Here is a 16,578-nt window from a genome sequence, read left to right as displayed (position 1 = left end):
GTTCGTAATAGTTTATAGGATTAATAACCCGGATTGTTGGGTAACAAGTTGGGACACAACTCCACATCATGTGTAGGCAGCGGCCACAAATATTCGCGTTCGGGGAAGATGCGTTTAGCACCCTGCGAACAATAACCGGCATTAAAGAGAGCTGCAAAGTCTGCTAAACCATCTTCGTCGATTTGCGGAGTCATTCCCCAGAACCAGAGGTTCTTGTTCACGATATTGTTCAGCAATTCTGTGGGGTCAATAAGCATGATGTAATTGTAACCATTCAATGCTTTTCCTGCCAATTTCCAACGCATCAAGTCTTGCAGGCGTTGGTTCTCCATAGCAAACTCCATGCGGCGCTCTATACGCAGGGCACGTCGCAGTTCGGTTTGGTTGGTAGTGGTCACGGCAGGATAACTATCAGTAGCTGTTACATTCACACCATAAGCACGAGCACGTACCATATTAATGGCTTTCAGCACGCTGTCGTCAATCAGGTTCTGTTCTATCATGGCTTCAGCATAAATCAACAGTACGTCAGCATAGCGCATTATGATATAGTCTTGTTCTACCTTTTGGTCTACTGTCCACGTAGCATCAATACCTTTCTTCCACAACAATCCTGTATATGAACTATATTGATTCACGATACGGGTATCTTGGTTGCTTTGTGTCTTACCTGTGGTATAGTTCATTACAGTTTTAGCTGCAGGACTGGGGTCGTATTCGAAACCACAGTGCTCGGTATTGAATTCAACGATGGTCATTGTACAACGCGGGTCACGGTTCTTGAAAGGCTTGCGAGGATCAAACAACGGTGATTCGTCAATAGGTAGCCCGTCAGTACAGAGATATGAGGCCAAGAGGTCCCATGAGGGATTGTATGAGCCATATCCTCCGGCATTACGAGGAAGACCGTTCTTCACAATCCAGGAATCGAGCATCACTTCGTTTTCAATGGAGCGAGGTATCACGAACACTTTCTCGTCATTCAGTTTGGTGCTCTGCTTGAAAAGTTTAGCATAGTCAGGTTCCAAAGAATAGAGTTTAAGATCCATACAAGCTTTGGCGGCTTGTGCAGCTATCTCATAATCATCCATATAGAGGGCAAAGCGCGCTTTCATAGCCAGGGCTGCTCCTTTGGTAGGATGGATATTTTCGTCTTTTCCATAGCTTTCAGGCAAACCGGCAATGGCTTTATCGAAATCAGCATACACCAAAGGAATCACTTCCGCTTTAGGTCTGCGACCACGTTGCAAAGCTTCGGAAATGGTTATAGTCTCTTCCTGATAGGGCACATCACCATAAAAGAAGATCAGTTCAGCATATTTGCAGGCACGACAGAAATAAGCCTCACCGGCATAACGATTATAAACTTCCTCGGTCACAGCACCCTTTGCCTTGTGAATATTTTCGAGCATTGTGTTGGTGCGGGCAATAAGTTTGAATGATTGCTGCCACAAAGCATATACTTCATACTGCTGGCCGTTCAGGGTTCCATCAAGCACGGTTCCACCACTTCCCGGGTTACGGTTCGTCTGACGATAGGTTGTGTTGTCCGACCATTGTTCGGATGAGCTAAGAGGTTCTTGCCAATAACCTAAAATATAGAAATCATTGGAAGCCAAACGCAATTCTGTTTCGGATGTGTACCAAGACTCGGTATTACCTTGCGATTTGGGTACCAAGTCCATGCTCTCGCAAGCAGCAAGACTCAGGCACATTCCGGCTAATAATATCTTTGTTTTCATATTCTATTCCTATTTATTTAAAAGTTAACTTGTATACCCATTACTAAAGAGGTGGTAATAGGATAATCCGATGTACCCATTTCAGGATCCCAACCACTAGGGAAATTGCTCAAACAAAAGAGGTCACTACCACTCACATAGAAGCGGGCACGGTTTATACCGGCTTTTTGTGTCCAACTCTTAGGCAGGGTATAGCCTAATGTGATATTCTTCAAACGGAAGTATGAACCGTTGAACATCCAGAAGTTAGAGGTAGCATAGTTATTGCTCTTCGACACATTCGAAAGGCGGGGATACTTGGCTGCTAAATTCTCTTCAGTAGTATTGAAAGGACTCCAATATTTACCCTCGAGAATGGCTGGTACGTTACCATAGTTATCACGCAAAGGTTGTACCATAGAAGTAGAGAGGTAAGAATTTTGCTTGCCAATGCCTTGGAAAGCAAGACTGAAGTCAATGCCTTTGTACGAAGCGTTAAGGCTACCACCATACTGGAAACGAGGCAGTGAGTTACCCAAAGGTACACGGTCGTATTCGGGACTGATTACGCCATCGGGTACACCATCGGGACCACTGATGTCACGATACTTCAAGTCACCAACTGTAACGGTAGTACTAGTGCGAGCCGAGTTGTTCACTTCTTCTTGAGTTTGATAGATGCCCTCGCACACATAACCATAGAATTCATTGAAGAGCACGCCGGCACGTTTAATCTTACCACCGCTGATTTGCTCACCATCATTCATATAATCAATCTTTGAAAGGAAGTCGGAGAAATTCACATTTACACCATACTTAAAATCTCCTATCTGGTCGTTCCATGCCACTTCAATATCATAACCATGAGTAGACATCTTACCTGCATTCGTACTAGGGTTGTTATATCCCATGAAGTAAGGGATTTCAATATTCAGCAACATGTCCTTGGTCTCTTTCCAATAGTAATCGAAATGAAACTGCAGACGGTTGTTCAAAAAGTTGACATCCAGACCTAAGTCAGTACTGGTAGTCGTTTCCCAAGTAATATCTTCTACAGCCAACACAGCAGGACGAGCAGTTTTATCAGAAACTACACTTCCATCAGCCATATAGAAAAGTGAATTACCAAAACTCATCAGAGCAATGTAGGGGAAGTAGTTGCTGCCGATACGTTCGTTACCTAACATACCCCACGAACCACGCAACTTCAAGAATGAGAGCCAATCCCACTTGAGGTTCTTCATGAACTTCTCTTCACTCGCTACCCAACCAGCTGAAAATGAAGGGAAAGTACCCCAACGATAACCTTTGGCAAAACGTGAACTACCATCGTGACGCACGTTAGCCTGGAACAGGTAACGATCGGCATACGAATAAATAACACGGCCAAAAACAGAGTTTGAAGTATACTCTGAACCTGTACCGCTATTGGTTTGGAAATCTTCCGAACCGATATTGAGGTAAGGATAACCGGTCAGTTCATATTTATCGCGCGCAGCACCGAGACTTTCGCTCTTCATATAGTAGTTTTCGAAACCGGCCATTACTGTGAGATTATGACTGCCAAAGGTTCCCATATAGTTGGCAATTGCCTGGCTAGTGACATTATAATCATCGTTACGAGTTTCTGTGAGCGAATTGGTAGTCCAAGTGCTCCCGGAGTCGAAATAACCGCCAAAGGTTTCGGGATCATCGGGCAAGGTGTATCCACATGAGTTTTTAAACGCTTTCTTCTTTTGATAGTTGATAAAAGGAGATACGATACCCGAGATGCTTAGTCCCTTGATAGGCTTGAAGGTTAGCGAGCCTTTACCTGCCACCTGCGTACTATGAGCTACCGAATTACCACCGGCTACAAGCAATCCATAAGGATTTGCACCACTCTTACCCGAAGCTAAACGACCATCATCCCAGGTTGCGGGGTAAATGGCGGGCATTTTACGCATGGTATCAAAGGGATCATAGTTTGTGGCAGTACTCTTAGCATGACGGATATTTACGTCTATTTGAGCACTAAGTTTATCATTGATATTAAAGTCGTTGTTCGAACGGAACATGTAGCGTTGGAAACCACGACCGTCATAAAGACCGTCTACTTCGTCATACGAAAGGGTAGCTACCGACTTTACCGCTTTGTTACCGCCTGATACAGAGAGAGTATGAGTCATACGGGGAGCACTTGACTTCAAAATCATATCAGTCCAATCGGTAATGGGGTAGTTGTTCGGATCAGTAGCATTATACTTCACCCAATTCTTGGTTTTGTCAGCCGTATATTCTTGGAAAAAACCACCAGTAGGGTTATCGTTGTATTTCAACTCGTTGCTCATCTCCAAGTAGCGAGTGACTCCCACCATACTAGGTTGTTTGGTAGGAATTTCCCAACCAAATTCAGCATTATATTTCAGATTGATTTTACCGGTATCGTTACCGCGCTTGGTAGTAACTAAGATAACACCAGCAGCAGCTTTCGAGCCATAGATACTGGCAGCCGCAGCATCTTTCAATACAGATATGCTCTCTACATCATTAGAATTCACATAGTCGAGCGAACTCTGCACACCGTCTACAATCACTAACGGGCTCGATTCACCCATAGTGGTAATACCACGCACACGAATAGAGGCGGCTCCTGCACCGGGAGCAGAGCTATTACGCGTCACCATCACACCCGAGAGTGATCCTTGCAATGCATTGGAAAGCATGGCTGTACGCTTGTTCACCAGCTCTTCTCCCTTCACGGCTGCCACCGCACCGGTAAGGTCTTTCTTCTTTACCACACCGTAACCGATAACAACTACTTCGTTGAGCACTCTGCTAGCTTCTTCCATTACTATGGCATACATATTTTTGCTATCTATCCGCACGATTTTATCCACAAAGCCCACATAGCTAATGAGCAATTCGCTACCCTCGGGAACGTCTATCTGAAACTTACCATCAAGGTCGGTGATAGTAGCTGCATCACTACCTTTCACACGAACCGTAGCACCAATCATCGGAAGATCAGTTGCATCGACTACCTGACCAGAGATGCGCTTCGCCTTTTTCACTTGAGTAGTAGCCTTTTTAGAAGGATTAGCAGTGATGGTTACTTGACGGTTCTGAATGGTATATTTCAAATCGGCTAGCCGACATACTTCCGTCAAAATAGCATCGATCGACTTTCCTTTCAACTCGATGTTCACTTTGTTGTTGAGACGATCTTTTACAGGTTGATCATAGACAAAAACATATTGGCTATGTTTTTCAATGTAGTCGAACACTTGTTTCACTGTCGAATCTTCGGCTTTAAGGATATACATCCCATTTACCTTTTCGAACGAAACAGTCGACGCGCTAGAATAAGCGGGCACAGACAGTAGTCCAGCCAAACAGAAAGCTTTTGCTAAGCTTACCACCGTAGTTGTGATTGTTTTTCGATTCATAATATAAGATTAATAATTAATATTTATTGCATAACGATTTATGAGTAATCTACCAGTTAGTTGTTGATTTTAAGTTTACCGACTTTGCACCATCCCTCAAATAAAAGATTCTTGTCGACCGCCATTTTCAAGCCCGGCTGGCATGCTTTGGTTGTATCAACCAAACCAATAAGCCAAGTGTAGTTTCCCTTTTGAAGTCCATCCAAATTGACTGTTGTGGTATAATGACCATCACGCCCTTGTACCCAAGTTGAGAGATCAGCCTCATCTGCAAGCTGTTTTTTCACAATGTTATGATTGGCATCCATCAAAGCGATGCAGACTTTATATTTTCCTTTCCATTGAGGAATATTGGTAGGACAGTATCCCCAACCCAGATTGCGCCAATTGTGTTGCACGCTCACACGCTCGCCTGAACGGGCTTTATTTACAAAACTGACCTCAGTGGGATAGAGCCGGTATCCTCCCTCACGTTCGAAACGTTTCACCAAATCGAAAGAGCTATTAAACCACGAGGCTACTTCATCACCAATGCGAAGATCCATCATATTGACATGGGCATTACGGCTTTCTTCGTACTCGCCCCAGCGCACATCTTCCGAATGCCCCTGGCGATACTTGCCACTAGGATCAATCCAGTAACGGTGGTGCGCTCCGGTAATCCACCCTCCCTCCATAATGATGGGCAAGCGAAAGCGGTAAGCACGGGCAAAATCTTTTTCCCACTGTTCATAGTAACCAGTCATGCCAAAAGCGTCGTGACGAATGGTGTATCCTTTGGCAATGGCTCTTTCGAGCAATCTTTTACTATCAGGGTGTGGTTCTGCCCAGCTGATGGTATCTCCCACCAAACGATGGTAGTTTATCACCAATGGCACACGTTTGAAAGCTTTTGCATAGGTATCGGTAATCCATTCGAATACTTCTACTTTATTTGAGTAGTTATTATACTTCACGCCATGTGCTTCTCCCCATTTACCAAGCCCATAAGCATCAATAAAATCTACTTTATCGGGATCGTCAAAAGCAACAGCAAAGGCTTGAAGGAACTTTTCGTATTTCTGTTGAAACACAGCATCGTCAGGATAAGGCGACCATATTTGGGGATTATTAGGATCTTGAAAACCTTTCGCACCGGCTTCCTTCACATAAAGAGGTGTGTTCTGTCCTTGGTCGCGGCTGTCTACATTGATACGGAAAGCCAGTCGCATACCACGTTCACGCACCGAAGCAAGCAATTTATAGATACGTGAGTCCGGATCGTTCCATACATAATCTCCCTCTTTACTCTCAAGCATATTCCAATTGATGCGAATGTAACATGTACCGGCGTAATCGCTCACGCGAACAGTGGAATCCCCACCATTTACGGGCATAGCATCATAATGGTGAGTTTGCCAAAAGTTTTCATCCCATGCACGTCCCAAATACATCACCCAACCTGTTAGGGGATTTTTGAGTACAGAAGTAGTATCAGGCTCAAAATATACTGTTTGACCAAGTGCCTTCACTCCTTTAAGCATAGCTGATTGCGCATGCGCTGAAACCCATCCACAGTGTATTAAAACGGGCATAAAAAGCATAAATGTACGTAACAAAGTGTATCTTTTCATATTTTCCAATGGTATTAAAAAGCATTGTTTCTCCTTACGAGAAGGCATACAAGTCTCCTCTACCTTGCTATAAAGGCATTACAAATTGGTTGACAATAAGTTTTTATGTAATTATTTCAGTCAGTAGCAACTGCGAAAAAAATCAGTTACTTCTTTACTAAATAGATCGTATCACCATGAATTTCCATACGAGTTTGCGTCATGGTTTCAATGGACTGCAAGGCTTCACTCACACGATCACCAAGCATTAGTTTGCCGTAAAATTTATCTGCCGACATCCCATCGTCAAACAAAATAGTCACTCCATAATAATGGCTGAGCCGTTGAGCTACAGACTCCACACTTTCACCATCAAGGTTAATCATACCCTGCATCCAACAAGTGTATTCGTCCGTATTCACTGCCCGTTTCTCGGCGAAACTACCCTCTTGCAAACTCACCAATTCATTCGGTTTCATGCGAACCCGGTCATTGTTTGTCGTTTTCAGTTCTACGGCTCCTTGAACCAACACTACTTGCGAATCCGAAGTATCGTAATTATTCACATTAAATTTTGTTCCAAGCACCTTCACTCTAAAATTATCGGAATGAACCAGAAACGGATGCTCTGCATCGTGTGCCACATCGAAGTAAGCCTCACCCTTCACATATACCTCACGGTACTCGCCATCAAAACGTTTGGGATAACGGACAATTGTACGCGAGTTGGCTACGATCCTTGTGCCATCAGCCAACATCAGCGTCATCTTTTCGCCGACAGGCACCTCTACCTCTTCATCATATACATCTGCCATCAATTCCGTAACTTCCATGCGGAACAAACCGTCCATTGCATTCTCTGTAACTATATATTTTATACCTATTAAAAGAAGTAGCGTAGCAGCTACTGAGCCAATATACATCAAAACATGTCGCTGTCTGGATTTACGTTCTTGTTGATGCATTTTCAGAAAAGCTTTTTTCTTAATGCCGGAGATATCTATCTCTGGCGGGGTACTATGTTCTATAAACGACTTCAGTTTAATGTCGCCCTGCAAATCCCCATATGTGTAATCATTAATATCTTTATCCATCTTCAATTCTTTTTATCCTTTCAATATCTTTTTCCCTTTTATTATCTTCTCATGAGAAGTTCCCTTCTAATTATAAAGACGCAAAGGTTAGATTTATCTATAGGTTTAAATTCTATTTTTTTCTTTTAGTGCTATTTTTTTCTAATCATCCGTTCACAAGTCTCTTTCTCAAAGCATTCATAGCATATCCTATATGGTAATTCACAGTAGGAAGTGAGATTTGCAACATATGCGCGATTTCCGCATAAGGCATTTGTTCCAATTTAGCCAAAAAGAATACATGCTTGCACTTGGGCGGCAAACTATTGATTGCTTCATTCAAGCACCGTATTTCTTCACGCGAAAGCATATCGTCCATTGGAGTTTGCATATCAGGGAAAGAGAAATCCTGAAGCTCCTCAAAAGATATCTCTTGATTGCCCTTTGCCTCCTTGCGCAAATAAGAGATTGATTTACGATAGACAATCGTATTCAACCAACTCAACATGCTGGCTATTTCCAAAAGCGTCTTACGTAGTTTCCACACTTCAAAGAAAACATCGCCTACCACTTCTTCAGCCATTTCCTTATTACTAAGAATACCAAAGGCATGATAGTATAACCTCTTCGAATATCGGTTCATGAAACTATTAAAAGCTAGCTCATCCCCTTTGGAAATCAACAAAAGTTCTCTTTCCAAGTCTTCCATTTAATTAGATTACTATTTTATATATTTACAGGCGCAGAATTCTTGTATGTTATATAGGTTGAGCTACATAATATTAACTTTCTTTATCAATTAGCATATTCCCCCCAAGAATGAGAAAAGCTACATCATCACTCTGAAAACAGAGTTTGATATAGCTCTTCTACACTTAACAGCTACCACCTGAACTTTACAGAACAGGCTTTTTAGTTTTGATACAAATCCTCTCCATAAAGACACAAATTATCTTGCCATTTTGTAGATTTCATTACCCGCCATCAAGAAAGCGCCGACGCCATAAACTTCCGTCATATCACGAGTCACTTTCTTCGGATCAGCACCGATTTGCTGTACATAGCCTAGTTTCCCATCCGGCCCCACTGCCGATACTAATGCCTTCCATCCCTCTATCATCACAGGAAGATAAGTTTCCTTATCCAATAAACCTTCATTGATGCCATAAGCTATGGAATACACTATAAAAGTCGTACAACTGGTTTCCGGTGACGGATAAGAAGCAGGGTCTAACAGGCTGGCGTGCCAGAAGCCATCGGGATGCTGCAATCCGGCAACCCGTGTAGCCAGTTTGACAAACAGTTCTTCATAGAATTTGCGGTTCTTATCTTTCTTGGGTAACTCCTTCAATATTTCAACCAAGCCACCGAGTACCCAACCGTTACCACGTCCCCAGAAGACTTTCTTGCCATTAACTTCACGCTTATCAAAGTAGCGCCAGTCACGGTAGAAGAGATTTTCTTCTTTATCGAACAAGTAATCATAAGTCGCTTTATACTCACGGTTCATGAATTTGATGTATTTCTTGTCTCCAGTCAACATATACAGCTTGGCATATACAGGGGGAGCCATAAAGAGGGCGTCACACCAAGTCCAGCGTTCCAAAGTTTTCAAGTCTCCCTCCACCAATTTGAAACTGCCTTTAGAAGGATGATTGATAATCCATTCTGTACGAGCCAGTGTGGGGACAATCATCGCTTCATCTTTATACTTGCGATATAAATCCAAAAAGGATTGCGACACGGCAATGTCATCAGCATGATAAAACCGCTTGTCCGGCTGCCAACAATTCCGACGACCTATACGGGTCAACCATTTATAGTAGGTATCATCACCGTCTTCTTTCTCTGCCAGTTCAGCCCAATCGACCATACCGACATAGAGAGCACCTTGCGGCCAGTTCAGGTCGTCATGTTCAGGAGCGGGATGCGGATTGGCAATTTGCCAATCCGCAACTTTTCTCATGATAGACTTAATTTCTGCTTTTTGAAAAGGAATCTCTGTTGCCATTATAAAAATGGAACATAACAGAGATACTCCCAATAAAAGTGTTTTCTTCATTATCTATTTATTTGTTTATGATTTGGTCATTACAACTTAACCGTAGTCTTTAAAGGCAATTGACTGGAAGCAGGACCAGCAAGAATCTCAAAATCTCCTTTTTCCACTACAAACCGATGCTGATTCATATCGTAAAAAGAGAATGCATCCTCATTCAACACTATAGAAACCCGCTTCTTCTCACCTTTCTTCAAGAATACCTTTTCATATCCTTTCAGTTCTTTCAGAGGACGGGGTACAGAGGACTGTACATCATGCACATACACCTGCGCCACTTCCGAGGCGTCCATCTTACCTGTATTCTCTATATCAAAGCTAACTGTAACCTGATGTTCACCCGTTTTCTCCGCAACCATATTGCTATAAGCAAAAGTGGTATAGGACAATCCGTAGCCAAACGGATAGAAAGGTTCTTTTCCCGAACGGTCGTATCCACGATAACCGACAAAGACACCCTCGGAATAATCTACACGTTTAATCTCTGCCTTCAAGTTCTCGTAATAACTACCGTGCACCGGATTATCTTCCCATTTCTTTTCGATAGAAATCGGTAGCTTTCCGCTTGGAGAAATCTTGCCGGTCAGGATTTCAGCTATCGCCTGTCCGCCTTCCTGTCCCGGATACCAGGCCATAAGAATAGCTTTTGTGGCATCATGCCAGTTGGTGAAATCCACACCGCCACCGGCGTTCAGCACAACCACGACATTTGGATGCATGGAGGCAATCTTTTTGATAAACAATTCCTGATAGCGAAGCAAAGCAAACGGACGGTCAAAGCCCTCGCCTTCCGTGTTACTGTTGAAGCCTGTGCAGAAAACTACATTGTCCACTTTAGCAAGTCCTTGACGAAGTTTCGCCTCATTAAGGCTATAAGCGTTGAAACGGATGATTGCCGAAGATATATTATCAAAGAATTCAATTCGGAAACGGTATTCCTTACCTGCCTCAACCGGAAGTTCAACTTCACGGCTGGAGTAAGAATGATTTCCCCAGTCACCTGTAATGTGCTTGTCGTTCACAAACAAGCGATAACCGTCATCACCACCTATGTGGAGTTTCAACTGACCGTCTGTTTGTGGAACATAGCAGGCCGTCCAACGGACTGAAAAGCCATCTGTCGGAAAACCGTCCAACGGGGCACCATATCCCCAGTCATAATCAACAGAAGACTCCGTACGTACAACTTCCGGTTGCCCCGAAAGCGTCTTGTTCTTGAAGTATTCAGCCTTGAAACCTTTCACCTGACGATTTGCATCAGTATAAAACTCATGGACAATATCTTCATAAATCACATCATCCGTCAATAGCACCAGATTCTTTTTCTTCAAATCTTTCAAGCCTTGAGCCACCGTGACGGTAGAAAAAGGAGTGACAAAACCACTGCCGCCACCGGTAGGAATCAAATTTGCATTAGGCCCCATTACGGCTGTTTTTCCTTTTAACGGTAGTAGGTTATCTTCATTCTTCAACAATACTACCCCCTCGCGTGCCAGTTCTAAAGCAGTCTGGCGGGAAAAAGGATTATCCAACGGAATACGACTGTCTTTCTGTTCCTTATCCAGCATACCATAAGCAATCAATGTCTGCAGGATATGTTGTACTTTCAGATTGATGGTTTCTTCGGTCACCGTACCGGTTTTAATGGCGGGGATAAGGTTATCGGCATTCATGAAACGCCCTTTGGGCATTTCGAGGTCAAGTCCGGCGTTAGCCGCTCCGACAGCAGAATATACGGAAGTCCAGTCCGACATCAGAATACCTTTGAAGCCCCAAAGATTGCGCAAGACATCAATATTCAGCCATTTATGTTCAGTGGCATGAACGCCGTTCAGAAGATTGTAGCTGTTCATTACGGCACCCACATTCGCTTCCTGTATGGCCTTGCGGAAAGCCGGAAAATAAATTTCATGCAAAGTACGCTCGTCTATGTCCGAGCTGGCATGATGACGGCTCCATTCCTGATTGTTGGCGACAAAGTGCTTGATGGTGGCAATGACTCCTTCCGATTGCACGCCCAGGATATATTGTTTGGCAGTCTCGCCTGTTAAATAAGGGTCTTCACCGAAGTATTCAAAGTTTCGTCCGCACAACGGAGCACGATAGATATTCACTCCGGGTCCAAGCAGGATATTAACTCCTCTTGCCTTGGCATCCTGACCTAAGCCTTGCCCTAATTTATAGAGCAATTCCCGGTTCCAAGTAGAAGCGGAAAGGATACCGGACGGATAAAGAGTGCTCTTCGGTGCATGATTGCGGATTCCCTGCGGTCCGTCCGCCAATTTGATTTCAGGTATTCCCAAACGGGGAATTGCACGCAGGGAAAAACTTGTATATCCGGAGATATACTCTATTTTCTCTTGCAAAGTCATTCTGGATACAATCTTCCTAGCGCGTTGCTCCACTTCTGGCGTTATCTCTTGTGCTACAACAAGCGTATTCATCATCAACAAGCACAAGCCAATAGTTGTTATTATCTTTCTCATTTCAAATATTGTTAGTCTATCAATTCTATTTTTACTTTCTGATCCTGTACCCAGATATTATATTCTCCTGCTTCCAAAAAACGTTTTCCATTTCCATCAACAAACCCCAAGTCCCGCTCCAGATCAACATCAAAACGGAAAGTTCTTGTTTCACCAACTTTGATAAATTGCTTTTCGAAATGCTTCAATTCCTTCACCGGACGAGTAATTGAACAATAAGGATCAGAGATGAACCAATGCACTGTTTCAGCACCGTCACGTTTTCCCGCATTGGTTACCGTCACTTCTACTGAAAGCTTTTCACCACGTTTCACAGTTGTGCTTGAAGGAGTAACAACACCATACTGAAACTCTGTATAACTCAAACCATACCCAAATGAATAAAATGGATCGCTAGTAATATCTTTATAAAATCCCTGATGCCAACGCCCACTTTTACGACGATTGTAATAAATAGGAATTTGCCCTGTTGAATACGGAAAAGTGATGGCCAGTTTTCCCGAAGGATTAATACGCCCGGATAAAATTCCTGCCATTGAACGCGCACCATTTATTCCCGGTTGCCATATCTCCAATATAGCATCACAAAGAGGTTCCATGCGATTTAACTCCAAGGGGCGTCCATTAGAAAGCACCAATATAATAGGTTTACCAGCCTCCTTTAGTTCTTTTACTAATTCTTCCTGAATCTGCGGCAAAGCAATCGTAGAACGAGAAGCATTCTCACCACTCCAGGTAAGCATCTCACCCAAACAAACAATTACTACATCAGACCAACGAACAACGTCCAATGCTCCAGCAAAACCTGAACGGTCATTGCCCTGCGGTTTACACCCCATTGCATAACGTAATTCGGCTTCTCCTCCAAACTCGGCAGTCAACCCATCATAGAGCATTTCCACATCCGTATCTTTTCCATGTCCACACCAGGAACCCAATAAGTCCCAACCATTTTTGGCCATTGGACCTACTACGGCAATTCTTTTTTTGTTTGTAAGGGGTAATATCTGATTGTCATTTTTCAACAGTACCATTGATTCTGCTGCCAGTTGAGCGGCAACCGCCATACTTTGCGGACGGAAAAAACGATCCTTCTCATTGGTAACCGGAGTATAAGGACGTTCAAACAAACCAAGACGGAATTTTACACGCAATACTCGACGGACTGATTCGTCAACTTGTGCCATTGTTACCTTACCCTCCTCTACAAGCTCTTTCAGATGACGATCGTAGGCATGAGACATCATATCCATTTCAAGCCCCGCATTAAAAGCATACCAAGCAGCGTCTTTCTTTGTAGCGGCTAATCCCTGATTCTTTAACTGCTCCACAGCCCCCCAGTCAGACACAATGAAGCCATCATGTTTCCAACGTTCTTTCAATATCGCAGTCATTGTGTAATGATTAGCTGACCCAGGAACTCCGCTGATGTCATTGAAAGAGCTCATCAATGTTGCTGCACCTGCTTTCACTCCCATCTCATAGGGCAGTAGATAAGTATCCCAAAGAGTTTGAGCTGAAATTTCTGTATAAACATAATCTCGCCCAGCCTCCGAGGCACCATAGCCAATATAGTGTTTCAGACAAGCAGCTATACGATTCTCTGCTGACATATCATCTCCCTGATACCCACGCACCGAAGCTGCAGCAAACACTCCATTTGTATAAGGGTCTTCACCATATCCTTCAGCTACACGTCCCCATCGAGGATCACGTGCCACGTCGATCATTGGAGAAAAAGTCCAATCAACCCCGGACATACGGGCTTCTTGTGCAGATACCGCACATGCTTGTTCTACCAATCCCGGATTCCAGGAACAGGCCTGCCCCAACGAAATGGGGTATATAGTACGAAATCCATGAATAGCATCGTAGCCAAAAATGATAGGAATACCCAAACGAGATTCTTCCATCGCTTTTTTCTGCATACTATTACGCAACTCGGGATTTATATCAAAGTAAATCAAAGAACCAATCTCTGACGGTACTTTTTTTACTTCTTCTCCAACATTATTCACATTGTTATTTCGTCCCAATGTATATTGGTTTAGCTGCAAAACCTTTTCCTCCAATGTCATACGCGATATCAGATCATCAATACGCTTTTCAATTGGAGCTTTGGCATCCTTGTATAAAGGAATACTATTTTTATCTTTTGACGAAAGAGAATGTGTGACTCCCAATAGGCACATTCCCCAAATCAAAACTTTTTTTCTCATCTATGTTTTCGTCGATTAGTTATTATTTCTATTTTTCAAATGTATATCAAGCAATACGTAAGCAGATACTTATTCCAGCCATTCAATGCACTTATCATTTAACTAAGTACCAACCACTTAGAATCTATTTATTGGACATATATGCCCAACATGCTGGATATATAGATCCAATATGTTGCATATATATGGCTAGCACCTTGGATATATATCCCCAACGAGCCAGAGAACTATGACCTGCCAACAGCCCAACTAAGCCTGGAAAGCCCTCACCAATCAAGTAAACCAAGATTACTTGATTTCAATTTCCAATAATTAATGTATCTCGTACCTATTGATTATGACTTACCGAACGGTAACTTCAAATAATTTCAACCATCCGGCAGATGTTACATTGTTCTTCACAGCAAGGTGAATCCCAATCTCATTCTGTTTTGTCGTATCAACAATACCAACAGCCCACATGTATTTACCTGCCTTTACTCCTTCAACCTGGGTTGTAAACGTATATGATTTAGCCGCACCTTTCACCCAATCACAAGCTTCCGGCTCCCCATCGACAAATACATACATAGGCTTATCATTTTTGGTATCCAATAAAGTAAAAGCTACTTTATACTTATTCTTCCACTGGGGAATATTTGTCGGACAATATCCCCAACCAAAATTATTCCAACGGTGCGCTATTTCAATCTGTTTACCATTAGAGACTGTTGTAGGCAAAGAAATTCTATCAGGAAATAAGCGATAGCTTCCTTCTGTGCAGAATTGTTTAACTAATTGAAAAGCTTCATTAAACCATGAATAAGTTTCTCCATTATGCAAGTCTGAATTATAGCGTAAATCCATCATATTGACGCAGGCTATTTTAGCCTCATCAAACTCACCTTGACGTACTTCCGCATAATTAGCATATCCATCTCCCTGAATCGAGTTTCCATGAGAGGTTTTCACCCAGCCACCTTCCATTACTACAGGAACCAGATACTTCCACTTAGCTATAAAATTGCGTTCCCAGGTAGAATAATAAGTTTTCATACCAAATGCATCGTGACGTAATGAATATCCTTTAGCTACTGCTTTTCCTATTAATCTTTCAGTATCCTTATCATAATTATTGCCATCCCATTCTTTACTTGTACCTATCCAACGATGATAATTTACAAACACAGGAACCTTATCAAATACTTGAGAATATAAATCGGTAACCCAATCAAAAACAGCCTCACGAGTCGGCAGCTCCGGCTTACCCAACTCACGTACCTGATAGTACCATACACTATGATATTCTCCCCATTTTCCAAATCCTGAACCACTTACAAATTGAACTTTATCGGGATCATTAAAATCCTTAGCCAAAGCCCTAATGAATTTTTCATAATATTTCTGGAAAATAGGATCGTCCGGATAGGGAGACCATACTTTTACTGAACCTGTTTGTGTTTCATACCCTTTCGCGCCAGCTTCTTTTACAAAATTCGGAGTAAAATTATAGTGCTTATCACGACTATCCACCACAAAAGTGAAGGCTAATTTCATATTTCTTTGTTTGGCCCCCTCTATCAACATCTTCAGTCGCTTAGCCGAAGGAGTATCACAATCGGAATTCCATGCATATTTTCCTTCTTCAGGATTAAAATCAGCCCAAGCACCACGAAGGTATAAGGTATTTGCATAATCAGAAACCTTTACAGTACCTTCTGATGATGGGAAATTATCATAATCCTGCCAAAATGTGGAAGATAAACCATCACCAATACCCGCATATAATACCCAACCGGAAAGAGGATTATGCAAAATGATATTTCGATTCTGCTTTACAGTGATAATGCTGTTCCCTGGAATAGAAGTATCTTCTACCAAACCATCATCACCATTATCATCGCCTCCTTCATCATTATCACTGCCGCAAGCGACTAATGATATAGCCATAGAAAAAATAAGCCCACAACTTATTTTTCTCAAACTGCACATATTTTGAAAATTGATCTTCATACCTATAG

At 42.6% G+C, this 16,578-nt stretch carries 9 protein-coding genes; all 9 read right to left on the bottom strand.

Translation table 11 applies throughout. The annotated features are described in order from the left end of the window. Positions 1-20: 20 nt before the first annotated feature. Positions 21-1,742 carry a RagB/SusD family nutrient uptake outer membrane protein gene (locus NQ505_RS06585; protein ID WP_009001067.1) on the bottom strand — a complete coding sequence of 574 codons (1,722 nt, stop codon included), beginning with the start codon at positions 1,740-1,742 and terminating at the stop codon, positions 21-23. Between the two features lie 17 nt (positions 1,743-1,759). Continuing rightward, positions 1,760-5,149, bottom strand: coding sequence for a SusC/RagA family TonB-linked outer membrane protein (locus NQ505_RS06580; RefSeq protein WP_009001068.1), 3,390 nt, complete (start codon positions 5,147-5,149; stop codon positions 1,760-1,762). Positions 5,150-5,205: 56 nt separating this feature from the next. Then, positions 5,206-6,762 carry a DUF4832 domain-containing protein gene (locus NQ505_RS06575; RefSeq protein WP_004302518.1) on the bottom strand — a complete coding sequence of 519 codons (1,557 nt, stop codon included), beginning with the start codon at positions 6,760-6,762 and terminating at the stop codon, positions 5,206-5,208. A 146-nt stretch (positions 6,763-6,908) separates the two neighbouring features. Next, on the bottom strand, positions 6,909-7,835 hold the full coding sequence (locus NQ505_RS06570; protein WP_004302519.1) for a FecR family protein: 927 nt from the start codon (positions 7,833-7,835) through the stop codon (positions 6,909-6,911). Positions 7,836-7,980: 145 nt separating this feature from the next. After that, the gene (locus NQ505_RS06565; RefSeq protein ID WP_004302520.1) at positions 7,981-8,523 is read right to left on the bottom strand and encodes an RNA polymerase sigma factor; all 543 of its coding nucleotides are present in this window, start codon (positions 8,521-8,523) and stop codon (positions 7,981-7,983) included. Between the two features lie 240 nt (positions 8,524-8,763). Further along, a complete protein-coding gene (locus NQ505_RS06560; protein ID WP_009001069.1) occupies positions 8,764-9,876 on the bottom strand; it encodes a glycoside hydrolase family 105 protein in 1,113 nt (370 codons plus the stop codon). A 29-nt stretch (positions 9,877-9,905) separates the two neighbouring features. Beyond that, positions 9,906-12,359: a beta-glucosidase gene (locus NQ505_RS06555; RefSeq protein ID WP_009001070.1), complete on the bottom strand. Its 2,454-nt coding sequence runs from the start codon at positions 12,357-12,359 to the stop codon at positions 9,906-9,908. Between the two features lie 11 nt (positions 12,360-12,370). Continuing rightward, the gene (locus NQ505_RS06550; RefSeq protein WP_009001071.1) at positions 12,371-14,578 is read right to left on the bottom strand and encodes a glycoside hydrolase family 3 N-terminal domain-containing protein; all 2,208 of its coding nucleotides are present in this window, start codon (positions 14,576-14,578) and stop codon (positions 12,371-12,373) included. A 342-nt stretch (positions 14,579-14,920) separates the two neighbouring features. Then, entirely contained in the window at positions 14,921-16,570 is a 1,650-nt protein-coding gene (locus NQ505_RS06545; protein ID WP_009001072.1) for a hypothetical protein, read from the bottom strand. Positions 16,571-16,578: the final 8 nt, after the last annotated feature.

The organism is Bacteroides sp. D2, assembly GCF_025147085.1.
Taxonomy (GTDB): Bacteria; Bacteroidota; Bacteroidia; order Bacteroidales; family Bacteroidaceae; genus Bacteroides.
The sequence above is the reverse complement of the archived record's forward strand: the minus strand, read 5'-3'. Positions and strand labels throughout refer to the sequence as shown.

What these genes read in the sequence shown, in the direction of transcription:
- NQ505_RS06545 (WP_009001072.1), bottom strand. Translation starts at nt 16,570, where the DNA reads ATGAAGATCAATTTTCAAAATATGTGCAGTTTGAGAAAAATAAGTTGT.
- NQ505_RS06585 (WP_009001067.1), bottom strand. Translation starts at nt 1,742, where the DNA reads ATGAAAACAAAGATATTATTAGCCGGAATGTGCCTGAGTCTTGCTGCT.
- NQ505_RS06550 (WP_009001071.1), bottom strand. Translation starts at nt 14,578, where the DNA reads ATGAGAAAAAAAGTTTTGATTTGGGGAATGTGCCTATTGGGAGTCACA.
- NQ505_RS06570 (WP_004302519.1), bottom strand. Translation starts at nt 7,835, where the DNA reads ATGGATAAAGATATTAATGATTACACATATGGGGATTTGCAGGGCGAC.
- NQ505_RS06575 (WP_004302518.1), bottom strand. Translation starts at nt 6,762, where the DNA reads ATGAAAAGATACACTTTGTTACGTACATTTATGCTTTTTATGCCCGTT.
- NQ505_RS06555 (WP_009001070.1), bottom strand. Translation starts at nt 12,359, where the DNA reads ATGAGAAAGATAATAACAACTATTGGCTTGTGCTTGTTGATGATGAAT.
- NQ505_RS06565 (WP_004302520.1), bottom strand. Translation starts at nt 8,523, where the DNA reads ATGGAAGACTTGGAAAGAGAACTTTTGTTGATTTCCAAAGGGGATGAG.
- NQ505_RS06580 (WP_009001068.1), bottom strand. Translation starts at nt 5,149, where the DNA reads ATGAATCGAAAAACAATCACAACTACGGTGGTAAGCTTAGCAAAAGCT.
- NQ505_RS06560 (WP_009001069.1), bottom strand. Translation starts at nt 9,876, where the DNA reads ATGAAGAAAACACTTTTATTGGGAGTATCTCTGTTATGTTCCATTTTT.